This is a genomic window from Luteimonas sp. e5, assembly GCF_054031035.1.
Genome location: NZ_JBSTRX010000003.1, coordinates 301,637 through 323,858, shown reverse-complemented (window position 1 = coordinate 323,858; position 22,222 = coordinate 301,637). Strand labels below are relative to the sequence as shown.

The 22,222-nt window shown below is 69.5% G+C and carries 17 protein-coding genes and 1 pseudogene; 6 read left to right on the top strand and 12 right to left on the bottom strand.

The window, feature by feature from the left end; genetic code table 11:
* Positions 1-133 precede the first annotated feature (133 nt).
* From ung to rhlB, 5 genes are all read right to left on the bottom strand, one after another.
* On the bottom strand, positions 134-847 hold the full coding sequence (gene ung, locus ACW11F_RS10600) for a uracil-DNA glycosylase (protein WP_456996874.1): 714 nt from the start codon (positions 845-847) through the stop codon (positions 134-136).
* Positions 844-1,692, bottom strand: coding sequence for a response regulator (locus ACW11F_RS10595; RefSeq protein WP_456996873.1), 849 nt, complete (start codon positions 1,690-1,692; stop codon positions 844-846). The genes ung and ACW11F_RS10595 overlap by 4 nt, the downstream gene beginning before the upstream one ends.
* The gene (ftsX, locus tag ACW11F_RS10590) at positions 1,692-2,627 is read right to left on the bottom strand and encodes a permease-like cell division protein FtsX (protein WP_456996872.1); all 936 of its coding nucleotides are present in this window, start codon (positions 2,625-2,627) and stop codon (positions 1,692-1,694) included. Before ftsX ends, ACW11F_RS10595 begins: the two co-directional genes overlap by 1 nt.
* Entirely contained in the window at positions 2,624-3,310 is a 687-nt protein-coding gene (locus ACW11F_RS10585; RefSeq protein ID WP_456996871.1) for a cell division ATP-binding protein FtsE, read from the bottom strand. The genes ftsX and ACW11F_RS10585 overlap by 4 nt, the downstream gene beginning before the upstream one ends.
* 147 nt (positions 3,311-3,457) lie before the next feature.
* Positions 3,458-5,266, bottom strand: a complete 1,809-nt coding sequence (gene rhlB / locus ACW11F_RS10580) for an ATP-dependent RNA helicase RhlB (protein ID WP_456996870.1) — start codon at positions 5,264-5,266, stop codon at positions 3,458-3,460.
* A 168-nt stretch (positions 5,267-5,434) separates the two neighbouring features.
* Here rhlB and trxA point away from each other — a divergent pair, with 168 nt between their 5' ends.
* Together trxA and rho are read left to right on the top strand one after the other, a co-directional pair.
* Positions 5,435-5,761, top strand: a complete 327-nt coding sequence (gene trxA, locus ACW11F_RS10575; protein WP_456996869.1) for a thioredoxin — start codon at positions 5,435-5,437, stop codon at positions 5,759-5,761.
* A 214-nt stretch (positions 5,762-5,975) separates the two neighbouring features.
* The gene (gene rho, locus ACW11F_RS10570) at positions 5,976-7,736 is read left to right on the top strand and encodes a transcription termination factor Rho (protein ID WP_456997096.1); all 1,761 of its coding nucleotides are present in this window, start codon (positions 5,976-5,978) and stop codon (positions 7,734-7,736) included.
* 410 nt (positions 7,737-8,146) lie between these two features.
* Here the strand turns inward: rho and ACW11F_RS10565 are convergent, their stop codons facing one another.
* The 3 genes and pseudogenes from ACW11F_RS10565 to ACW11F_RS10555 form a co-directional block, all read right to left on the bottom strand.
* A complete protein-coding gene (locus ACW11F_RS10565) occupies positions 8,147-9,082 on the bottom strand; it encodes a hypothetical protein (RefSeq protein ID WP_456996868.1) in 936 nt (311 codons plus the stop codon).
* 57 nt (positions 9,083-9,139) lie between these two features.
* Positions 9,140-11,725, bottom strand: a pseudogene (locus ACW11F_RS10560) (ankyrin repeat domain-containing protein); the annotation flags it as partial.
* 754 nt (positions 11,726-12,479) lie between these two features.
* Entirely contained in the window at positions 12,480-12,752 is a 273-nt protein-coding gene (locus ACW11F_RS10555) for a YcgL domain-containing protein (protein ID WP_456996867.1), read from the bottom strand.
* Positions 12,753-12,978: 226 nt separating this feature from the next.
* Here ACW11F_RS10555 and rpoH point away from each other — a divergent pair, with 226 nt between their 5' ends.
* Positions 12,979-13,860, top strand: a complete 882-nt coding sequence (gene rpoH / locus ACW11F_RS10550) for an RNA polymerase sigma factor RpoH (RefSeq protein WP_456996866.1) — start codon at positions 12,979-12,981, stop codon at positions 13,858-13,860.
* A 90-nt stretch (positions 13,861-13,950) separates the two neighbouring features.
* Here the strand turns inward: rpoH and ACW11F_RS10545 are convergent, their stop codons facing one another.
* Both ACW11F_RS10545 and ACW11F_RS10540 read right to left on the bottom strand, forming a co-directional pair.
* Positions 13,951-15,069 (bottom strand): serine hydrolase domain-containing protein, encoded by a 1,119-nt coding sequence (locus ACW11F_RS10545; protein WP_456996865.1) that lies wholly within the window; start codon positions 15,067-15,069, stop codon positions 13,951-13,953.
* A gap of 115 nt (positions 15,070-15,184) precedes the next feature.
* Positions 15,185-17,410, bottom strand: a complete 2,226-nt coding sequence (locus ACW11F_RS10540; RefSeq protein WP_456996864.1) for a primosomal protein N' — start codon at positions 17,408-17,410, stop codon at positions 15,185-15,187.
* Positions 17,411-17,843: 433 nt separating this feature from the next.
* On the opposite strand from ACW11F_RS10540, the gene ACW11F_RS10535 reads away from it, so the two are divergent.
* Both ACW11F_RS10535 and ACW11F_RS10530 read left to right on the top strand, forming a co-directional pair.
* Positions 17,844-18,764, top strand: a complete 921-nt coding sequence (locus tag ACW11F_RS10535) for a hypothetical protein (RefSeq protein WP_456996863.1) — start codon at positions 17,844-17,846, stop codon at positions 18,762-18,764.
* Positions 18,730-19,296 (top strand): DUF3106 domain-containing protein, encoded by a 567-nt coding sequence (locus tag ACW11F_RS10530; RefSeq protein ID WP_456996862.1) that lies wholly within the window; start codon positions 18,730-18,732, stop codon positions 19,294-19,296. Before ACW11F_RS10535 ends, ACW11F_RS10530 begins: the two co-directional genes overlap by 35 nt.
* Positions 19,297-19,303: 7 nt before the next feature.
* On the opposite strand, the gene ACW11F_RS10525 is transcribed toward ACW11F_RS10530, so the two are convergent.
* Both ACW11F_RS10525 and ACW11F_RS10520 read right to left on the bottom strand, forming a co-directional pair.
* Positions 19,304-19,606, bottom strand: a complete 303-nt coding sequence (locus ACW11F_RS10525; RefSeq protein WP_456996861.1) for a DUF4286 family protein — start codon at positions 19,604-19,606, stop codon at positions 19,304-19,306.
* On the bottom strand, positions 19,606-20,715 hold the full coding sequence (locus tag ACW11F_RS10520; RefSeq protein ID WP_456996860.1) for a DUF3667 domain-containing protein: 1,110 nt from the start codon (positions 20,713-20,715) through the stop codon (positions 19,606-19,608). Before ACW11F_RS10520 ends, ACW11F_RS10525 begins: the two co-directional genes overlap by 1 nt.
* Before the next feature lie 83 nt (positions 20,716-20,798).
* Here ACW11F_RS10520 and ACW11F_RS10515 point away from each other — a divergent pair, with 83 nt between their 5' ends.
* Positions 20,799-22,181, top strand: coding sequence for an MATE family efflux transporter (locus tag ACW11F_RS10515; RefSeq protein ID WP_456996858.1), 1,383 nt, complete (start codon positions 20,799-20,801; stop codon positions 22,179-22,181).
* Positions 22,182-22,222: the final 41 nt, after the last annotated feature.

Below are 22,222 nucleotides of genomic sequence, written 5' to 3'. Positions count from 1 at the left end.
TGAGTCCACCATTGCGTGCATGGATTGAATCAGGCCTTAATTTTTCGTGATTCGGCCGTTTTGGCCGCGTGCAGGCATCGCGGCTTCATCCGCAGTTTAGCCGCGAGTGCCATCGTTCAGTTTCGCGCCGCGATCACGCTACCGGCGGCAGCTGCGCGCGCGGCGGCAATGACCAGTCGATTGCAGTTTCCCCGCGTGCGGCGAGATAGGCATTGGCTTGCGAAAAATGCCGGCAACCGAAGAACCCGCGGTGCGCCGACAACGGCGAAGGGTGCGGTGCGCGCAGCACGCGGTGGCGGCGGGTGTCGATCACCTTGCCCTTGGCCTGCGCATAACTGCCCCAGAGCAGGAACACCAGCCCTTCGCGCTCGCGATTGAGCACGTCCACCACATGATCGGTGAAGCCTTCCCAGCCACGCCCCTGATGACTGCCGGCGCGTCCGGCCTCGACCGTCAGCACCGCATTGAGCAGCAGCACGCCACGCTGCGCCCAAGGCATCAGCCAGCCATGGTCGGGACGGTCGATGCCGATATCGCCGTGCAGTTCCTTGTAGATGTTCTGCAGCGAAGGCGGCACCGGCACGTCCGGAGGCACCGAAAAGCACAGGCCGTGGGCCTGTCCCGGGCCGTGGTAGGGATCCTGGCCGAGGATCACCACCTTGACCGCATCGAACGGGGTGGCATCGAACGCGGCGAAGATGTTTGCCGCCGCGGGAAAGATGCGCGCACCCGCGGCACGGCGCTGGCGCAGGAAGGCCGACAATGCCTGCATGTCCTCGCGCGCGAACCAGTCGCCCACGCGCGCCTTCCACGACGGCTCCAGACGCAGTTCACGCGCCTCGCTCACGACTCGCCGGCCTCCGGCGGCAGTGCGGCCAGACGCAACTGGAACAGGGTCTTGGTCAGCAGCAGGCGCTCTTCGATCGGCTTGAGCACCAGGTCGTTGGCACCGGAGCGCAGCAGTTCGCGCTGGTTGTCGAGGTTCTCGTCACCGGTCATCACCAGCACCGGCAGCCGCCGTCGGCCAAGGCCGAGCCGCTCGCGCACATGCGCCAGCACGTCCTGGCCGGTCAGCTCGCCGGTGAGGTAGAGGTCGGTCAGCACCAGTTCGCAGCCGGGCCCGCCACTGTCGGCGACATGGCCATCCAGCCACGCGATCGCGTCCTCCGCGCTGGCCACGTGGTGTACCACCATCTGCTGCGATTGGAGCATGCGCTTGGTGGCATGTGCGACCACGCGGCTGTCCTCGACATACAGCACGCGCGCGCCCGGGATCGGCTCGGGATGCACGAAGCCGCGGATGAACGCGGCCAGTGCCGGCATGCCCAGCGACTTGTCGAACCAGTCGGTGATGTCCTCGCCAAGGCTGCGGCTCTCCAGTCGCGCGCGGGCCTCGCCGGAAACCACGATCACCGGCACGTAGCTTTGCCCGGCCGAGGCGCGCACCGCCTGCGCGATGGCGAGGCCGTCGCCATCGTCCAGCGCCAGCGAAGTGGTGACGAGGTCGAAATGGCCCTCGTCCAGCGCGCGGCGTGCTTCGGCCACGCTGCCGGCCTGTTGCACCTGTGCCTGCGGCAATTCGCGTGCGAGCACGTCGCCGATCAGTTTGCGCACCAGTCGCGAACCATCCACCACCAGCACGCGCGGGGCATCGCTGACCACATGGCGCAGGTCGTGCTTGATCGTGGACATCAGCGTTCGGGCCGGGTCTGGCGCAGGTAGTGACCGGTGACCAGCCCGCCACCGAGCCAGCCGAGCACGCCGGCGGCCGCGACCACCGCCAGTGCCTGCAGCGGGTTGAAGCCCTGAATCGTGAAGCCGCTGCCATAACTGGCCGCGAGGCGTGCCAGCGGCGGGGCGAGGTAGTGGTGGGCGAGGCTCAGCAACGCCAGCGCGAGGGCGCCGGCGAGCAGGCCATACCATGCACCGAGATAGAGGAACGGGCGGCGGATGAAGCCGTCGGTGGCGCCCAGGTGCTGCAGCACGCCGATCTCCTCGCGTCGTGACTGGATGTCCAGCCGCACCGTGTTGCCGACCACCAGCAGCGCACCAAGGCCGAGCAGCACGGCGAGCACCCAGGCCAGGCGCTGACCGAATGCCAGCCACTGGTCCAGCCGCTGCCGCCACAGCGCATCGTGCTGCACGATGTCGGCTTCGGGCAAGGCGCCCAGGCGCTCGGCCAGCATGCGCTCGTCGCCGGCCGGGCGAATCACCAGCAGGTGCGGCAGCGGGTTGTCATCGAGCTGGCCGATGGCATCGCCCAGCGCCGGATTCTCGCGCAGTTCGGCCAGGCCCTGTTCGGGCGTCTTCCACTCCACCGCGGCGACATTGCCGGCGCCGCGCAGCTCTTCGGCCAGGGCGCTGGCGCGTTGTGCCTCGGTGCCCGGTTTGAGGAACAGGCTGATCTCGCGCGCGTCCTGCACGTTGCCGGTGAAGCGTTCGAGGTTCTTCAGCGCCAGCCCCAGCCCCAGCGGCAGGCACAGCGCCACCGCCATCACGCCGACCGTGAGCAAAGTGGCCCAGGGCTTGCGCAGGGCGCGGCCAAGGCTGGCCATCAGGCTGTACAGATGATGGTCGAACCAGGTGGCGAGGCCGGACTGGCGCGCGGGTGCCTGCGAGGCGTTCATTCGGCCAGATCCTCCGGGGCGATGTCGTCGACCAGGCGGCCGTTGTCGAGCACCAGCACGCGCTTGCGCATGCGTTTGACCAGCGCGAGGTCGTGGCTCGCCACCAGCACGCTGGTGCCGCGTGCCGGCAGTTCGGCGAACAGCTCCATGATCTCGCCGGCGAGGGTCGGGTCGAGGTTGCCGGTGGGCTCGTCCGCCACCAGCAGGCGCGGCTCGCCGACCAATGCCCGCGCGATGCCCACGCGTTGCTGCTCGCCTGCGGACAGCTGGCCGGGGAGCGCGTCGCCGCGTCCGCCCAGGCCCAGCCGCTCCAGCATCGAGCGCACCCGCTTGCCGATCTCGCCCCGGCGCATGCCGCGCAGGATCAGCGGCAGCGCCACGTTCTCGTGCACGCTGCGATCGGTCAGCAGCAGGTGGTTCTGGTACACCGCGCCGACTTCACGCCGATGCAAAGCGATGCGCCGTCCGCGCACCTTGAGCAGGTTGCGCTCGTCGAACAGCACCGCGCCGCGGCTGGGCCGCTCGGCGAGCTGGATCAGCCGCAGCAGGGTGCTCTTGCCGGCGCCGGAATGGCCGGTGACGAACAGCATCTCGCCCGGGTCGACCGAAAAGCTGACCTCGCTGAGCGCCTCGCGCCCACCGGCATAGCGTTTGCTGACCTGGTCGAAGCGCAGGATGCTCATGCGCGCAGTATAAGAGGCGCACCCGCCGGGGTTGCACCACGAGCGTTGCCGTCCGGCGCGATGCGCACGCCTGCATGCGCCGGACATGGCCGTGCACGTCATGCCGCGAACGGGCGCCTCGCGGTGCCCTGCCCGGTCAGGCGGCGCTCAGTGATGCTGCGACGGGCTGCGTTTGACCAACGACTTCAGGCCGCGGCCGATGCGGCGCAGCAGCGAGTCGTCGCCGCGGGACGTGGCCACGGGCGCCGCGCCGCGCTCGGCCGGTTTGGCTGCGGGCTTGCGCGGCTTGGGCGCGGTGGCCTTGTCGGCGGCCGGCCTGGCGTGATCGCGCCGCGCCGCGGCGGGCGCGGCATTGGCTTGGGCTTCGCCGTTTGCCGACGCTGCGTTGTTGCTGCCGGCATGGGCCGCATCCACCGGCTTGCCGCGACGCCGGCGACGGCGCTTGCGTGGCGGGCGCGGGTTGCCATCGGCATCGACGGCCGGGCCGCTGCCCGCTGGCGCCGACTGCGCGGGCGTCGGGGTTTGCGCGTCGGCGCCGGTGGACTGGCCGGCCTGTGCTCCGGCATCGGCGGCCTCGCCTTCGCGGCGCGGGCCACGACGACGACGCGGACGGCGCTCACTGCCATCGCCACCGCGCTCGCCACGCGCCCCCGGTCGGCCGCCGCTGCGCCCGCCACCGCGACGGGCGTCCTCGGCGGCACGGGCTTCGCGCGCTTCCTTGAAGATCTCGCCGATGCTTTCACCCTCTTCCGCCGGCGCCTTGCGCTCGGGGCGCGGCAGCGCGGTCAGCAGTTCGCTGGTGACCGGCTCGGAGGGAATCTTCTGTTCGATGTAGGCCTCGATGTCCGGCAGGCTCATCGCATAGCGCTCGCAGGCGAAGCTGATCGCATCGCCCTCGGCGCCCAGGCGCGCGGTGCGGCCGATGCGGTGCACGTAATCCTCGGCATCGAACGGCAGGTCGTAGTTGTAGACATGGGACACGCCGTCGATGTGCAGGCCGCGCGCGGCGACGTCGGTGGCGACGAGGATTTCCAGCTGCCCGGCCTGGAAGCGGCGCAGCAGGGTTTCGCGCTTTTTCTGCGGCACGTCGCCGGACAGCACGCCGACCCGGTAGCCGGCCTTTTCCAGCGCCCGCGCGACGCGTTCGACATAGACCTTGGTGTTGACGAACACCATCGTGCGCGCGCCTTCGCTGCGCGAGAGCAGGCCCAGCAGCAGCGGCAGCTTTTCCTCGTCGGCCGGGTAGTAGAGCTTCTGCCGCACCTTGGCCGCGGTGATGTGTTCGGTTTCCACCACCAGCTTCTGCGGCTCGTTCATGTGCTCGTAGGCCAGCTCCAGCACGCGGTGGCTCAGGGTGGCGCTGAACAGCAGGGTCTGGCGCTCGGTGCGCGCCGGCATGCGCCGCAGCAGGAAGCGGATGTCCTTGATGAAGCCGAGGTCGAACATGCGGTCGGCCTCGTCCAGCACGCAGATTTCGCAGGCGTGCAGGCTGACCACCTTGTGCTGCTTGACGTAATCGATCAGCCGCCCGGGTGTGGCGATGATGATGTCGGCACCGGCCTGCAGCTGCGCGCGCTGCTTGTCGTAATCCACGCCGCCGTAGACCAGCGCGATGTTCAGGCCGAGGTCGGAAGCGAAACCGATCGCGTCCTTGTGGATCTGGATCGCCAGCTCGCGGGTCGGCGCCAGGATCAGGCAGCGCGGGTCCTCGGGCTTACGCTCGGCCAGTGCCGGCTGGGTCAGCAGGCGGTTGATCGCGGCGATCAGGAAGGCCAGGGTCTTGCCGGTGCCGGTCTGCGCCTGGCCGGCGACGTCGCCACCGGGCAGGGCCACCGGCAGGGTCATCGCCTGGATCGGCGTGCAGCGGGTGAAGCCGGCGGCCTCAAGCCCGGCCAGCAGGCTCGGGTGCAGGTCGAAGGAGGCGAAGGTGACGTCGGTAAGGGGTTTGTCGCTCATGGGGTATCGGTCGCCGGGCGCGTGTGCGCTTGCAAGAAGGAGGGGCGCGCCGCAGACTGGTGGGCAGGCGTCGCGCAAGGCGGGCGGTGGGCTTGAAACCACCGCGAAACGCCCCAGTTTAACAATTCCGGCCGCGTCCCACCCGATTCCAGCCCTTCAGGAGCCAGCATGAGCGATAACGTCATCCACGCCACCGATTTGGATTTCAACCAGCAGGTGCTGGAATCGGATGTCCCGGTGCTGGTGGACTTCTGGGCGCCGTGGTGCGGCCCCTGCCGCATGATCGCGCCGGCGCTGGACGAACTGGCCGACGAATACGCCGGTCGCGCCAAGGTGGTGAAGGTCGATGTCGATCAGAACCAGGCTACCGCGCTGAAGTACCACGTGCGCTCGATCCCGATGCTGCTGGTGTTCAAGGACGGCCAGATCCAGGGCACGCAGATGGGCGCGGTGGGCAAGCCGCAGCTGGCGGCGCTGCTCGAACAGGCGCTCTGAGCCCACCGGCCGCGCACCAAACGGTGCGCGGCGCGATCATCCGCAAATGAACGACACCGCGCCGGTGCTTGCATCGCAGCCCGCGCGGATGCTACTTTCCAATCACGTCCGGTGCCCGCTGCCCGTGCAGTTCGTTCGCGCCGCACCCATCTGAATCATTTTCTTTTCGACACACTCGACGCCCGACGTCCAATCCGGGTGCTCGATCGCGAGGATTTCCCGCTTGTCCGACGATACCCAGACCCCCGAGGCTCCGGCGCCCAAGCGCCGCGGCCGTCCGCCCAAGGCGCGCGCCGAGGCCGATGCCACCCCGACTGCCGCCGGCGATGATGCCGACACCTCCGCCAATCCGGTCCGCACCCGGACCGTGAGCAAGGCCGCCAAGACCGAGTCCGCTGCCGACGCGGAGGCCAAGCCGGCCACCGAAGCCAAGGCCGAGCCCGCCGCCAGGGACGAAGGCGCTGCCGAGGCGACGCACGCCGAGACAGCGGGCGCCGGCAACGAAGCCGCAGCGGCCAGCGATGCGCCGCGCCAAGGCCAAGGCCAGGGCGGTGAGGGCGAACCGCGCCGCGGAAACCGCCGCGATCGCTTCCGCAATCGCCGCGAGCGCCAGCGCGAGCAGCGCCAGCGCGAACAGGGGCTGCCCGACGACAGCGGCCCGCAGGAGCCGTTCGTGCCGCGCCCGCATCCGCAGGTGCCGGAAGGCTTCCCGCAGTATTCGCTGTCCGATCTCAAGCGCATGCCGGCGCACAAGTTGCTGGAAATCGCCGAGCAACTGCAGATCACCGACGGCGTGGCGCGTGCGCGCAAGCAGGACATCATCTTCGCCCTGCTCAAGGTGCTGACCCGGCACGGCGAAGGCGTCGCGGCCGACGGCGTGCTGGAAATCCTGCCCGACGGCTTCGGCTTCCTGCGCGCGGCCGAGGCCAGCTACCTGGCCGGCCCGGACGATACCTACATCTCGCCCTCGCAGATCCGCCGCTTCAACCTGCGCACCGGCGACCACATCGCCGGCCGCATCCGCTGGCCCAAGGACGGTGAGCGCTACTTCGCGCTGAACGTGGTCGACACCATCAACGGCGAGCCGATCGAGGCCAGCAAGAACAAGACCCTGTTCGAGAACCTGACCCCGCTGTTCCCGCGCCAGCGCTTCCGTCTGGAGCGCGGTGATGGTTCCAGCGAGGACATCACCGGCCGCATCCTCGATCTGATGGCGCCGCAGGGCAAGGGCCAGCGTTCGCTGATCGTCAGCCCGCCCAAGGCCGGCAAGACCATGATGATGCAGCAGATCGCCACCGCGATCACCAGCAATCATCCGGAAGTGCACCTGATCGTGCTGCTGATCGACGAGCGCCCGGAAGAAGTCACCGAAATGCAGCGCACCGTGCGCGGCGAGGTGATTTCCTCGACCTTCGACGAGCCGGCCGCGCGCCATGTGCAGGTCGCCGAAATGGTGATCGAACGCGCCAAGCGCCTGGTCGAACACAAGAAGGACGTGGTGATCCTGCTCGACTCCATCACCCGTCTGGCCCGTGCCTACAACAACGTGCTGCCCTCCAGCGGCAAGGTGCTGACCGGCGGCGTCGACGCCAACGCCATGCATCGGCCCAAGCGCTTCTTCGGTGCCGCGCGCAACGTCGAGGAAGGCGGCTCGCTGACCATCATCGCCACCGCGCTGGTGGATACCGGCAGTGCCATGGACAAGGTGATCTACGAGGAGTTCAAGGGCACCGGCAACAGCGAGATCCACCTGGATCGCCGCATCACCGAAAAGCGCGTGTACCCGGCGATCGGCGTCAACCTGTCCGGCACCCGCCGCGAGGATCTGCTGATCGAACCGGAGCTGCTGCAGAAGATCTGGATCCTGCGCAAGCTGCTGCACCCGATGGACGAGATCGCGGCGATGGAGTTCCTGCTCGACAAGATGAAGCAGACCAAGTCGAACGACGAATTCTTCGCCTCGATGAAGCGCTGACTTCGCCCGCTGGCCAGCCTGGTCGGCATGGTGATGACGAAACGCCCCGCACAACGGGGCGTTTTCGTTAGCGGGCGGGCGTGTGGGCGCGACCCGGCTCAGGGCGTGCGCAGGCGCAGATGCGTGCTGGCCGGCACCATGCCTTCGCTGCCGTCCAGCTCGGACACGCCCAGTGCACGCCCCTGCCGCGGCTCGAGCATCCAGGCCGGGGTGCGATGCGGCCCGCGCTGCTGCAGACGCCATTGACCGGCTCGAAGCGAAACGCGGCCATGGTGGTGTTGGCGAGTCGGGCTACCTCCGACGGTACTTCGCGGGGGACAGCCACAGCGCCGCCAACTCCAGGTGGCAAGCCAATGTCGCCCGCTTCATGCCCTGTGCCGCGCACGGGCGAGGCGGGTGCAAGAACCGGCTCACAGTGTCGGCACGCCCGAGATCGGGCGGATCCGCGGGGCCTGGCCATCGATCAGGCCCTCGCTGCCATCGACATCGGAAATGCCGATGCGGATGGCCGCGCCGTTTTCCAGCATGACCGGCGCGCGCAACGGGCCGCGCTGCTCATGTCGCCAGACACCGGCCTTGCGCTGCTCGTCGATGTCCTTGTCGTCGTCCAGCGTCGTGAAAACAAACACGATGTAACCGGAGCGACTGGCATCGTCGGCATGCTCGAAGTCCGGGGCAAACTGCACGCGCATGCGTCGTGCGCCGCGCAGGGTTTCCCTTTCCATCTGCGCCACCGCCCGTTGCAGCAGTTCCGGGTCGCCCTTCACGTTGAACATGGCCGACTGCACGACGACCGCGTCGCGCACCGTGCCGTTGGGCTTGAACTGCAGGTGTACCAGTGCCGAGCCCTGCACGCCGTTGACCAGCATCAGTTGCGGGTACTCGACCCGTGGACCGGTCATCCGTTCGATCCCGCGGCTGCGTGCGCGCGCCTTGTAATCGGGCTGCTCGCCGTCGTGGAAACGCACGTTCTCGATCTGCAGGGCGTAGCTGTCGTCCGCACCAGGGCGCGCAAGCACGGTGATGCGCATCAGCGTCCTGGCCAGCACCGGCTTGCCGTCCGCATCCTTGACCGGATGGAAGCGCCAGCCGGCGATGTTGTCCTCGATCAGCTTCCTGATCGTCGGGTGGACTTCGGTGCTGATGCGATGTTCGCGCACTTCACCCTCGGGGCCGATCAGCAGTTCGCCGTCGACGCGCATCGACATCACCGCTTCGGATGCGGCCACTTCGATGCTCGACTTCGATCGCGGCGTGCGCGGCGTGTCGGCCTGGGCCGGGGTCGCCGCTGCCATCGCGCAGGCGGCCACGACGATCAGCAGCGGTTTCATGCAGGACGCGAGCATGTGTGATCCCTCCCCGGATGGGGCGATCATGGCACAGCCCGTGGCGGCGAAGGAAGCTCAGCGCGGCGGGTGCAGGAAGCGCGCCATCGAGGGTGAGGGGCTGCCGGAGGGGTCGAATTCGGCTGCCACGTCCATGAAGCCGCGCATCAGTGCGATCTCGCGTGGCGTGCGGTTGAGGCGGTCACGCTGCTGGGGGTCGGCGCCGGCCGCCAGCAGCAGGCGCACGCAGCGGCCGAGGCCGTGCAGCGCCGCCAGGTGCAGCGGGCCGAAGCCGCGCGGATCACTGGCTTGCAGGCTGGCGCCTTCCTCCAGCAAGCGTTCGACACCGGCCAGCAACACGTCCTCGTGGCAGCTTGAGTCGGGCTCGGCGCGTGCGCCGAGCAGCAGCAGCAGCGGGGTCAGGCCGGTCAGCGTGGACTGGTCCGGATCGGCACCGGCCAGCAGCAGGGTGTCGAGCAAGGCCAGCAGGCGCGCACGGTCGGCACTGGAAAACCCGAACAGTGCGGCACAGTGGATCGGGCGCAGGCCTTCGGCATCGCCGGCATCCAGGTCGGCGCCGGCGGCGATCAGCCGCGCGGCGACGTCGGCAAGGCCGAGGGCGCAGGCCAGCATCAACACGGTGACGTCGCCGCGCAAGCGCTGACCCAGGTCGACGCCGTGCGCCAGCAGGCGTTCGATGACCTCGAGATGACGCATGCTGACCGCTGCCGACAAGGCGCTGGCACCGCTGTCGGAGGTAAGCGCGGTGTCGGCACCGGCAGCGAGCAGGTCGGCCACCACCGCATCGTGGCCGCCACCGGCGGCGCGCAGCAGGGCGCTGCAGCCCTGGCTGTCACGGGCATTCACGTCGAAGCCGAGCTCGAGCAGGCGGCGCACGCCCGCGGCGTCACCGAGGATCGCCGCCGACGGCAGGTCGGCCGCGCGCAGCGCGCGCCCGGGATGCGGCCAGCCGGACCAGTCGAGCCAGTGCTCGAGTTCGCGGTGGCCGGCGGCAAGCGCCACGCCCAGCGCGGTTTGGCCATCGCCGGCACGCGTGGCCGGCTGCGCGCCATGCCGCAGCAGCTGGCGCAGCAGTGCGGCCTGGCCGAAGGTGGCGGCCAGGTGCAGCGGGGCAAGGCCGCGGCTGTCGCCGCGATTGGGATCGGCGCCGCGTGCCAGCAACTCGCCGGCGAGGCGGGTCCAGTCCAGGCGCAGGGCCAGGGCCAGCGGAGCATCGCCACGCGCATCGGGGGCGAAGGCATCGGCACCGGCATCGACCAAGCGCAGGGCAAGTTCTTCGGCCGCCTGCGTTGTCACGCGTGTACGCAGGCAGGCGGCAAGGTAACGGGCCAGGCCAGCACGCCCGCCGGGACTGGCGCCGGCATCGAGCAGCACGCGGATGGCGTTGCGTGCGTCGGCATCGCCGGCCTGGTCGAGCAGCAGGAACAGGGCGCTGTCGCCTGCCGGATCACGTGCATCAAGCGGCGGGTGCTGGCTCAGCAGCAGGGGCAGGTGGGCAGGCACGCGGGCGGCGACATCCAGCAGGGTGCGGCCCAGTTCTTCGGGTTCCAGCAGTGCCGCGACCTCCGCCACTGCCGTGCACTCCCCGTCCTCCAGTGCATCCAGCATCAATTGCATCGGCGGTCGCGCGCTTTCGCCATCGTCATCGCGCGCCACGCCGGGCAGCGGGCAGGTCGGGTCGAGTGCAGCAACCAGTGCCCAGCGGCCCTGTTCGATCGCCACGTCCAGCGTGCTGCGTCCGCTGGCATCGGGGCGTCGTGGATCCAGCCCGAGCTCGCGCAACCATGTCAACAGGCCGGCATCCGCATGGCCGCCGGCAAGCGCATGCGCCAGGGCATCGCGCTCCTGCAGGTCGCGCGCATGGGCGTCGGCCCCGGCGTCGAGCAGGGCCTCGAGTACCGCGCGGCGGCCACTGCCGGCGGCAAGCAGCCAGGCATCCATGCCGTCCCCGTCGCGGCGAGCGGCATCGGCGCCGGCGTCGAGCAGAGCCTGCGTGATCAGGAGGTGCCCGGCTGCCGCGGCATGCAGCAGTGCGCTGCGTCCGGCCTGGTCATGGGCATCGACCGCGGCCTTGCGCTGCAACAGGAACTCGACTCCGGCCGGGTCGTCGTCTTCGCCGCTGGCGGCCGCGATCAGCACCGGCTCGCCACCTGCCGGATGCGGCTGTGCACCGCGTTCGACGAGGAACCGGGCCAGGCGCCAGTTGCCGGCCTGGCAGGCCATCGCCAGCGGTGATTGGCGTGCATGGTTGAGGGCGTCGATCTGCGCGCCGGCATCCAGCAGCAGCGCGGCAACGCCGGGGTCGGTGCTGCGCGCGGCATGGTGCAGCGGGGTATTGCCCTCGGCATCCTGCTCGCGCGCATCCGCGCCATTGGCGAGCAGGGTCATCACCGCTTCGGGGCGGCCATGCCAGCTGTCGCGGGTGGCAGCGAGCAGCACCCCGGGGCGGCCGTCGCCGGCCGCGATCGGGGCGCCACGCTCGATCAACGCACGCAGCAGGCGCAAGTCCGGCAGCACCGCGGCGAGCTGCGCCAGACTGCGCTGGTCACGTTCGTCGGCGTCGGGCATGGCCAGGGCATCGGCACCATCGGCCAGCAACTGCAACGCGTGCTCGACGCGGCCACCGCGCGCGGCTTCGAACAGTTCGGCAGTGGCGCGGGCCGGGTCGATCGGGGTCGCGGACCCGCCTGCGGCGGCTTCCGTCGTGGCGGGCGTGGTTGTGGCCGGCAACGCGGTGACGTCGGCATCGCCTGCCGCGTCGCGCAGCGCCTCCAGTTCGATGCGCTCGGCATTGCGCAGTGGCTTGCTGGTGAGGGCTTCGGCGCGGGCAATGCGGCTGGCCGGTCGGCGCAGGCGCGGCAGCAGCGGCAGGGCAAGCACCAGCGTCAGCACCGCGGCCAGGCCCCAGCGCGCGCCGGCGGGCAGCAGGCTGGTCCAGCCCAGTGCCAGGCCGCCGGCCACCAGCAGCGTCAGCGGCAGCGCCACGTACAGCCCGTGCCAGGGTGTCGGATCACGCGTGGCCTTTTGCCGCCAGTCGCTGTCCACGCCATGCCGGCCCGTGGCAATGCCCGACCACAGTGGCCAGCTGCGCCAGGCGGCCAGCAACAGGCCGGCCAGCACGGCGGACGTGGTCAGTGCCGCAGCCAGGCTGCCACGCGCGGCCAGGGCCGAGAGTGGCCAGGTGAGCAGCAGCGAGGCCGTGCCGAACACGATCAGCCACGGCCCGGCGACGGCGCGCAGGGCGGGCTTCCAGGCATGCTCATTCACCGCCAGGGCAACGAGCAGTGCACCGGCCGCGACCGGCAGCAGCGCCATGCGCCCCGCCAGCGGAGCCAGCAGCACCAGCAGCAGGGCAGGCAGTGCCCAGCCGGGGCGGAGGGCAGCGGCCGCTCGTGCCTCAGGCATCGGTGCCCCAGTCCGTGCTCATCGGGTCGTCCGCCGTGGACGGCGGGAATTGCAGGTGGAAGCCGCGCACGGCCAGGTTTTCCATCACTTCGACCGCGTTTTCGCGTGCCAGCCGGCGCTCCGGGCCCAGCTTCACCTCGAGCACGAATTCGAGCGGGCCCAGCTGCGTGCGCAGAGGCTCGGGCAGGCGCGAGAAGCCTTCGCGCTCGGCCAGGAACACATAGGTATCGGCGCGCTTGAGGCTTTTGTAGACGTGGGCGAGCATCGGGATCGAAACTGCGAAGCAGGCCACATTGTGCGCGAAAGCGTGCGGGTATTGAAATGCACGCGGTCAATGCCGATGTCATGCACCGCTCACTCTGCGGCAACACATGGGCTGTCAGGCTGCATCTGCACCCGCGCGGACATGGTCGTTGTGTTGCATGAATGGAACAGAACGCTGTTGTTCGTGCGGTTAGCACTCATCGATGCCGACTGCTAAAATTGCCGCCATGACTGAAAACATCCAGACCTTGGACTATCCGCTGATCTCCAACAACCTGCCGATGCCGAGCATCGGCACGCTGGATTCCTACATCGGCGCGGTGTACCAGATTCCGGTGCTGTCGCAGGAGGAAGAGCAGCAGCTGGCGCGCCGGCTGCGCGACGACAACGACCTGTCCGCGGCACAGAACCTGATCCTCGCCCACCTGCGCTTCGTGGTGCACGTGGCGCGTGGCTACAGCGGTTACGGCCTGCAACTGGGCGATCTGATCCAGGAAGGCAACATCGGCCTGATGAAGGCGGTCAAGCGCTTCGACCCGGATGTCGGCGTGCGCCTGGTCAGCTTCGCGGTGCACTGGATCCGCGCCGAGATGCACGAGTTCATCATCAAGAACTGGCGCATCGTCAAGGTGGCCACCACCAAGGCGCAGCGCAAGCTGTTCTTCAACCTGCGCAAATCGCGCACCCGCCTGGGCTGGATGAATGCCGAGGAAGTGCGCACCGTGGCCGCCGACCTCAACGTGCCCGAGGCCGAGGTGCTGGAGATGGAAGCGCGCCTGTCCGGGCGCGACATCGGCTTCGACCTGCCCGAAGGCGATGACGAGGACCATGCCCCGGCCTCGCCGGTGACCTGGTTGGCGAGCGAGGTCGAGGATCCCTCGCAGGCCTACGAGCGCGTGGACAGCGAAGACCACCAGCTCGCCCTGCTGCGCGAAAGCCTGTCGGGCCTGGATGCACGCAGCCGCGACATCATCAAGCGGCGTTGGCTGGACGACGAGAACAAGGTCACCCTGCAGGAGCTGGCGGACGAATACGGCGTCAGCGCCGAGCGCATCCGCCAGATCGAGGCCGCCGCGCTGAAGAAGATGAAGGCGCTGTTCGTCGCCTGAGGCGTCCTGCCCGATCCGCTGCATACGAAACGGCCCGCATGAGCGGGCCGTTTGCATGGCGGCAGCACCCGTGGACGGGCAGCGCTGGCCTCAGGGCGGGATCGCCTCCGCCGGCACCACCGCCAGGCTCGGGCGCACCGCGCGCACGATCTCGCCGGCGAGGGTCGCGGCATCGGTATCGCTGCTGTTGGAGAGCACCGTCACGACAAGCCCGGACTGCGGATAGCGCACCACGAAATTGCGGAAACCGCGGGTGGTGCCGCTGTGCCACCAGCGCACGCCGCCGCCATCGAGGTCGTCGATGAACCAGCCCAGGCCATAACGTGCGCCAACCGCGCCCGGGGCATCCGCGCTGAACATGGCCTCGTGCAACGGCGCCGGCAGCAGGCGGCCGGCGAACAGGGCGCGTTGCCATTTCATCAGGTCATCGAGCGAGGAATACACCCCGCCATCGCCCAGCGTCGCGCTGGTCACGCTCTTGTCGTCGCGAACGTAGCCATTGCCGTCCGGTGCGGGGCTGTGGCCCCAGGCGCGGTGTGCGATGTGCGCGTCCGCGGCATAGGTCCGGGTATGACGCATGCCCAGCGGGCGGAAGATGCGCTGCTGCAGGAACTCGCCATAGGCCATGCCCGAGCGCCGCTCCACGATCAGCGCCAGCAGCACGTAGGCCGAGTTGCTGTAGCGCCATTGGCTGCCGGGCGCAAACAGCGGGACGTCGGTGAGCTGCAGGTATTCCAGCACTTCGGCATCCAGCACCTGCTGCGTGCGCTCGGGTTCGATCAGGCCTTCGTAATCGGGCAGGCCCGAGCGATGGCGCAGCATCTGCTCGATGGTGATGTCGCGGCCATAGGCCGGGAACTCCGGCAGCACCTCGGTCAGTGATTCGTCAAGTCGCAACTTGCCGTCGGCGACCAGCAGCAGCGTGGCCATCGCGGTGAACTGTTTGCTCACCGAGGCAAGGCGGAAGTTGCTGCGTGCATCCAGCGGCTCGCGTGGTTCGAGGCTCGCCAGGCCCACGCTGCGCCGGTAACGCAGCTTGCCGTTTTCGACGATGGCCACGTTCACCCCCGGCCGTTCGCCGGCATACGGTGCCAGCAGCGCATCCACCTGCGCCTGCCACGGTGGCCGCGCCATCGCCTCGGCGGCGAGCGCCGCCAGGGGCAGCAGGCCGATCCCGCATAGCACCCGCGCCCATCTCCTGCGTCGCATGCCGCCTCCACTTTCGATCGAGTGACCAACACCACTATGCGTGGTGGACGCCGGGTTGCCAAGCCGGACCCTGCGGGCGTTTGTCATGCCGCGTGCCGGGGTGGTCGATATGGACTCAATACAGATCCACCGGATCCACATCCAGCGACCAGCGCACGCGACGTGCGTCGGGCAGCGCATGCAGCTGCGGCATCACTGCCTGCAGTGCGTGGTGCAGATCGCTGCGGCGGGTGGCGCAGAGCAGCAGTTGCAGGCGCTGGTAGCCGGCGCGGCGCGGTTGCGGTGCGGGCAGCGGGCCATGCAGCTCCAGTGCGGGTGTGCCGCCATGAAATGGCAGCGTGGCGTTCGGCAGCGCGTGTTGCAACAGTTCGCGTGCCTGCTGCAGGAAGCGCAGCGGGGTCTGCCCATCGCGTGCGTCGGCGCGCAGCAGGGCGAGGTGGGCGAAGGGCGGGAAACCGGCGGCTTCGCGCTCGTCCAGCTCTTCTTCGGCGAATGCCGGATAACCTCCATCGAGCAGCCGATGCAGCAGCGGATGCTCGGGGTGATGGGTCTGCAGCCAGACTTCGCCCGCGCGCTCGGCGCGCCCCGCGCGACCGGCGACCTGGATCAGCAATTGCGCCAACTTTTCCCGGCTGCGGAAGTCCAGCGAGTACAGGCCCTCGTCGATGCCGACCACGGCGACCAGGGTGAGGCGGGCGAGGTCATGGCCCTTGGCCAACATCTGCGTGCCGACCAGGATGCCCGGCGCATCGCCAAGTGCATCGAAGTGTTTTTGCAGCGCGTCGCGGCCCTGCGTGCTGCCGCGGTCGATGCGGATCACGGGAACTTCGCTGAAGTGCCGCGCCAGTGTTTCCTCGATGCGTTCGGTGCCATTGCCCTGCGGCTGCAGGGCCAGGCTGGCGCAGTCGGGGCAAGCCGGCGGCGTGGGACGGCGATGGCCGCAATGGTGGCAGTGCAGGCGCCGACCCTGTGCGTGCACGGTCATCGGCACCGCGCGCTCCGGGCTGCTGCATTGCGGGCAATGCGCGCTCCAGCCGCAATCGTGGCATTGCAGCACCGGGGCATAGCCGCGGCGGTTGCGGAACACCAGCACCTGGCCGCCGGCGGCGAGCGCAGCGCCGATCGCGTCCATCAGTTCCGCCGACAGGCCGGCCTGCAACGGGCGCTTGCGCACATCGATGATGCGCACCGTCGGCGGCGTGCCGGCACCGGCGCGATGGGTGAGCTGCAGATGCCGGTAGCGGCCGCTGCGCGCGTTGTGCAGTGACTCCAGCGCCGGGGTGGCGCTGCCCAGCACGATCGGCACCTGCAAGGCCTTGGCGCGCACCAGGGCGAAGTCGCGCGCGTGGTAGCGGATGCCGTCGAACTGCTTGTAGCTGGCATCGTGCTCCTCGTCGATCACGATCAGGCCGGCCTCCGGCAACGGCGTGAACACGGCCGAGCGGGTGCCGACGATGACCCGTGCCTGGCCGCGGGCGGCGGCCAGCCAGACGCGCGCGCGCTCGCCATCGCCCAAGCCCGAATGCAGCGCTTCGACCGGCACCCCGAGGCGTTGGCGGAAGCGCGCCAGCAACTGCGGGGTGAGGCCGATTTCCGGCGTCAGCACCAGCGCCTGGCGCCCGCGCGCGAGACAGGCGGCGATGGCGTCCAGATAGACCTCGGTCTTGCCGCTTCCGGTCACGCCTTCGAGCAGGAACGGACTGAAGCCGGATGCGCTGCGCAGCGCGGCGGCAGCGCTCGCCTGTTCGGGATTGAGTTGCGGCCCGCGCTCGCCGCCTGCGGTGAAGTCCGGCACGCAGGGGATGCGCTCGACAAGCCCACGCCCGGCCAGGGCGCGCATCGGCGTGCGCCAGCCCGAATGCAGCTCATCGAGGCGGGCTTCGGCGATGCCGTCGCTCGCCTCGGCCAGTTGTTCGGCCAGCCGTCGTGGGCGTCCGGCGCGCATCGTGGCCAGGCCTTGCCGGCCGGCAGCGCTCAGCCGCCAGGCATGTTGCGTGGTGTCGGCCAGCGGCTCGCCACGACGCAAGGCCGCCGGCAGCGCGGTGGCGAGGACTTCACCCAGCGGCGCGTGCAGATAGCGCGCCAGCCAACGCAGCGAATCCAGCAGCTCGCCTTCGAGCAACGGATCCGGGTCGAGGAAGGCCAGCACCTCACGCAGCTCGGCGGAGGTGTGTGCGGGGCCGACCCCGGCGACGATGCCGACCACTTCGCGGCGGCCGAATGGCACCCGCACGCGGCGGCCGATATCGGCCGGCGAGGGTGCATGGCCGCTCGGCGCCGCATAGTCGAACAACTGCGGCAGCGGCGTCGGCAGCGCGAGCTGGAGCGCAAGGTCGGGCATGCGCGCATTCTAGGGGTGGCGCGGCACATGCCATGCGTGTCACGCGAGGGCGAGTTGCGGTCGAAAGCTCGTGACAGGCTTCACCAAAACGGTGCAAGTGATTGGCAAGACAAGGGAAAGCGGCTTATCCACAAAAACTGTGGATAAGTCTGTGCATGATCACCGGCTGCCACGCGCAAGGCCCGGTCGATCCGACCTTGACGGAAAATGGCGAAAAAAGCGCCAAGCCGATAAAAACAATGAAAAACAATGACTTGCGCGTGAAACATGCATGAAACATGGCTGAACGGATTTGTTCAGTCACGTCAATGCATGAAAACCCTTGCCTGTGCACAGAGCGTATTTCGGGGCTTGCAAAACCGCGCGAAATCTGCAATAGGCGATGTCCGCGGCCACCCGGCTATCATCGCCAGCGCACCCCGATGGCCCGTTGATGCCCGTTTCCGCGTCCAATTCCGATTCGTACACCGATCTTCGCCGCCAGCAGCAGGCGCTGGAAGCGGCCGGTGCCGTGGTGGCCGAGCTCGCCTGCGGGGATGTCATGCGCGCGGATCGCGCGGCCGCCGAGGCGATGCGCGGGCTGTGGGCATCGCCGGACATCGCCGGGCATGCCCTCACGCTGCGTTTCTGGCGTGCACTGCTGGAGTCCGCCTTGCTGGGCGTTCCCGAGCGTCTGCTGCTGCCCGCGCCATTCCAGGCCATGACCGAACTGCCCGCAGGCTTGCGCGTGCTGGCATTGCTGCAGCTCGCCTCCGGCCTTGGCGTGATCGAGCTGGCGGCCATCGTGCAGCGTCCGCCCGAGGTGGTTCGCCGCGCACTGGCCGGCGTGCGGCGACACGTGGGCGAAGATGCCTGGTCGGCTTGGACGGATGCCCTGAAGACGCGCGTGCATACCTTGCCGACCGCGCGCCGGATCGGCATTGCCGACATGCGCGCGCGCCCTTCGCGCGGTCCGCAATGGTTGGCTGCCACGCGCGAGCGCCCGGCCTGGGCGCGACCGGCGATGCTGACGGTGGCAGTGCTGTGCGCCGTGCTGCTTGCCGCGACCTGGCTGCTGCCGCGGGACGGTTGGCTGGACCTGGCGGAAGGTGAGGTGCGCAGTCGCGGCCTCGGCCCTGCCGCGGAGCCGGCGACGCGCATGGATGCGGCGACCGCGCTTGCCGGCCATCCCGACCGCGTGTTGCTGGAAATACCCGAAGCCGACGCGGCGATCGCGCGCGACAGCGCGTTCTATGCCTGGTATCAAGCCGAACGACTGGGCGTGGCCGAATACGAGCCGCCACCGCCCGAACACGAAGCGCCGGAAACAGGCAGCAGTGATGTCGAAGCACAGGGCAGCGATGCGGGCCGGTAACCGTCGTCTGTCGGCCGCCTGCGTGCTGGTCCTGGTCGCGATGACCGGGGCGCTGACGGCGACCGCGCAGTCGCCGGATCTGGCCGCGCGCGTGCGCTGGTGGGAGTCACTGAGCCCGGATTCGCGCCGTGATGCGCGCGAACAGATGCAGTCATGGCTGCGGCTGCCACCGCGCCAGCAGGCGGCGCTGCGCGAGTCCGCGGCGGCGTTTGCCGCATTGCCGGCGAGCGAGCAGGATGCCTTGCGTCGCCGCTTCGAAGCCTTGCCCGGCGAGCAGCGTCATGGCTGGCGCCTGGGCCCGGCGCTCGGAGCGTACTATCCGCGCCTGCATCCGCTGCTGGCCTACGTGCCGGAGGCGCAGCGCGAACCCTTGTTGCAGGTGTTGCATTCGATGCCACCGCAGGAGCTGGAGCAATTGGGGCGGCTCGCCTTCTCCACTCCGCCCTCGCGTCGCGACGCGCTGCGCCAGGCGCTGATCCGGCAACCGGCCAGTGGTCGCATGCGCTGGCTGTTGACCGAACTGGAGCGTTGAGCGCGGCTCATTCCGCCGCGCGCAATACACGCCGTGTCGCGCGGAAGCGACCCGTGAAGCGCTGGCTGCCCTCCGCGCGCATGCGCGGTGCGTGGTCGCGCAGGTAGGCATCAAGCGCGTTTGCATCACGCAGGCGGTACTGCACGCACAGCGCGATCTCGCCTTGTTCCGGCGCCGGCTCCAGCACCTCGAACACGCGTGCTTCGACGAAGCCCGGCAGCGCCAGCATCTGGTCGACATGGCGCGCCAGCCACGCGCGGTAGTCATCGGCGATGGCCGCATCGACCCACAGGTTGACCTCGTAAATCATCATCCGCCTCCGATGAAGGCCATCGCCATCGCGGCGCTCAACGCCAACGTCGCCAGCAGCAGGTAGATCAGGTCGGTGATGGCAAAGCGCAGCAGGGTCGGCAGCCAGGCATCGCCATAGATGCGCTTTTGCGCCAGCAGCAGGTACAGCAGGCTGCCGCCGGCCAGCAGCCGCGCGGCGACACCCGACAGCAGGTTGCCGCCGATGGCACGCTCCAGCAACACCAGCAGCATCCACGCCATCATCGCCAGCAGCAGGAAACTGTGGCTGTACAGTGCCACCACCAGATGCTCCAGATAGCCGATCGGGCGCAGCAGGTAGACCACGCGCAGCACCAGCGCGAACACCGGCACCAGCACCAGCAGCGCGGTCGGCAGGTGCGCGATCATGCGCTCGGCAAACAGCCGGCCGTCGTTGACGAACAGGCGGAAATTCTCGTCCGCATTGTGTTGCCAGCGCTGCAGCGTGCGGCGCAGCAGGCCGGTGTCGGCGGCGGGTTGCGGCTGCGCCTGCAGTGACGGGCCGTTGCTGATTGATGACGCGCCCGCGGCCGCGACCGGGCGTGGTTCGCGGCCTTCCAGTTCGGCCATTCGTGCCTCGGCCGTTTCGGCCACCTGCCGGCGTGCCGTCTGCAGGGCAGTGGCGACATGCGCGCTGGCGCGGCCCTCGGCATCGGTTTCGACCTCGGCCAGCGCCGCATCGATTTCCACCAGCTGCCGGTCGCGCTCGGCCTCCACATCGGCCACGCTCACAAGCTCGGCGAAATCGTTGCGCGCCTGCAGGTCGAAGCGGACATCGATGCCGGAGGCGAGCTGATGGGCGATGAAGAAGGCGAACAGGCTGAGGATCACGTACAGGCGCAGCGGCGGCACGTAACGCACGCGCTGGCCGTCGAGGTAATGGCGGCTGATGCGGCCGGGCACCAGCAGGTCGCGCAGGCTGCGGAACACGCGCCCGTCCAGGTGCCAGAACGATTCGAACACGTCTTCCAGCGCGTGCCGGAAGCTCTTCAGCGGGTTGTGCGCGGACTGGGCGCAGACATGGCAATGCGGGCCGAGCAGGCGGGTGCCGCAGTTTTCGCAGCAGGCGGCAGCAGGCGACGTGGACATCGGGCAACGGGGCGGACGGGGCAGGCAGTAAAATAGCGCGCCGCGCGCCCGCCGGCGTTGCTCCCCTGCCTGCTGGCCCGCCGATGCCTGCTTTGCCTTCCTTCCGCCACGAGATCGCGCGCAGTGCGCGTCTGGCCGCGCCGTTGGCGGCCGGGCATCTGGCAACCGGCATGATCGGCCTGGTCGACAGCCTGATCGCCGGCCGCCATGGCACCACCACGCTGGCGGCGGTGTCGGTGGGCACGGCGCTGTTCTGGCTGCCGATGATGCTGCCGATGGGCACCTTGATGGCGCTGCCGCCGTCGATCTCGCAGCTGGACGGCGCCGGCCGCCGCGGCGAGATCGCGCCGCTGTTCCGCCAGGCGCTGTGGCTGGCGCTGGCGCTGGGCGTGGTGTTGTGGGGTCTGATGTCGCTGTTCCCGCTGCTGTTGCCGATGATCGGGATCGCCGAGGAAATCCGTCCCGGCGCGGCCGCCTTCATCCAGGGCATCCGCTGGGGTGTGCCGGCGCTGACCCTGTACCTGTCGATGCGCTATCTGTGCGACGGCCTGCATTTTTCGCTGCCGACCATGCTGTTCGGCATCGGCGGGCTGCTGGTGCTGGCACCGCTGGGCTGGGCGATGACCTTCGGTCGCTTCGGTTTTGCCGAGATGGGCGCCGGTGGCCTGGGCGTGGCCTCGGCGCTGATGATGTGGGCGCAGGCGCTGGGCTTCGCGCTGTATCTGCGGCTCTCGCCGCGCTTCCGCGACCTCGGCCTGTTCTCCGCCTGGGAGGCACCCGCGCGCGACGCGCAATCCGCGCTGCTGCGCACCGGGCTGCCGATCGGCGTCACCGTGGCCATGGAAGGCAGCCTGTTCATCGTCACCGCCTTGCTGATCGGCCGGTTGGGCCCGGTCGAGGCGGCCGCGCACCAGATCGCGATCAACGTCGCCAGCCTGTGCTTCATGATCCCGTTCGGCATCGCCGAAGCGACCACGGTGCGGGTCGGCAATGCGCTGGGCCGCGGCGAGCGCGACGGCATCCGCCGCGCGGCCAAAGCCGGGCTGGTGCTGGTGCTGGCCACGCAAACCGTCTCCGCGCTGCTGATGGTGCTGGGCCACGATTTCATCGTCACCCGCTACAGCCGCGACGCCGCGGTCACCGCACTGGCCTCCGGCCTGCTGCTGTACGCGGCGCTGTTCCAGTTCCCCGATGGCATCCAGGTGCTGTCGGCCGGCGCGCTGCGTGGGCTGAAGGACACGCGGGTGCCGATGTTCCTCGCCGCGCTGGCCTACTGGGGCGTGGGCATGCCGCTGGGCGCGGGCCTCGGGCTGGCGTTGGGCTGGGGCCCGCAGGGCATGTGGATCGGGCTGATCGCCGGGCTGGTGGTGGCCGCGGTGCTGCTGGCGCGCCGCTTTGTCCGCAGCAGCGCCAGCATCCCGCTGCCGCCCGCCTTGAAGCCGGCCCCGGCACGCGCCGCAACGTGACCTTCGATGCATGCATCGGGGTCGGACACTGCGCTAACCTG

Coding starts and splice junctions, on each gene's coding strand:
- ACW11F_RS10545 (WP_456996865.1), bottom strand. CDS start 15,069: ATGCGACGCAGGAGATGGGCGCGGGTGCTATGCGGGATCGGCCTGCTG.
- ACW11F_RS10585 (WP_456996871.1), bottom strand. CDS start 3,310: ATGAGCATCCTGCGCTTCGACCAGGTCAGCAAACGCTATGCCGGTGGG.
- ftsX (WP_456996872.1), bottom strand. CDS start 2,627: ATGAACGCCTCGCAGGCACCCGCGCGCCAGTCCGGCCTCGCCACCTGG.
- ACW11F_RS10555 (WP_456996867.1), bottom strand. CDS start 12,752: ATGCTCGCCCACGTCTACAAAAGCCTCAAGCGCGCCGATACCTATGTG.
- ACW11F_RS10525 (WP_456996861.1), bottom strand. CDS start 19,606: ATGATTTACGAGGTCAACCTGTGGGTCGATGCGGCCATCGCCGATGAC.
- ACW11F_RS10515 (WP_456996858.1), top strand. CDS start 20,799: ATGCCTGCTTTGCCTTCCTTCCGCCACGAGATCGCGCGCAGTGCGCGT.
- ACW11F_RS10530 (WP_456996862.1), top strand. CDS start 18,730: ATGTCGAAGCACAGGGCAGCGATGCGGGCCGGTAACCGTCGTCTGTCG.
- rhlB (WP_456996870.1), bottom strand. CDS start 5,266: ATGAGCGACAAACCCCTTACCGACGTCACCTTCGCCTCCTTCGACCTG.
- ACW11F_RS10520 (WP_456996860.1), bottom strand. CDS start 20,715: ATGTCCACGTCGCCTGCTGCCGCCTGCTGCGAAAACTGCGGCACCCGC.
- ACW11F_RS10535 (WP_456996863.1), top strand. CDS start 17,844: ATGCCCGTTTCCGCGTCCAATTCCGATTCGTACACCGATCTTCGCCGC.
- ACW11F_RS10565 (WP_456996868.1), bottom strand. CDS start 9,082: ATGCTCGCGTCCTGCATGAAACCGCTGCTGATCGTCGTGGCCGCCTGC.
- rpoH (WP_456996866.1), top strand. CDS start 12,979: ATGACTGAAAACATCCAGACCTTGGACTATCCGCTGATCTCCAACAAC.
- trxA (WP_456996869.1), top strand. CDS start 5,435: ATGAGCGATAACGTCATCCACGCCACCGATTTGGATTTCAACCAGCAG.
- ACW11F_RS10595 (WP_456996873.1), bottom strand. CDS start 1,692: ATGTCCACGATCAAGCACGACCTGCGCCATGTGGTCAGCGATGCCCCG.
- ACW11F_RS10540 (WP_456996864.1), bottom strand. CDS start 17,410: ATGCCCGACCTTGCGCTCCAGCTCGCGCTGCCGACGCCGCTGCCGCAG.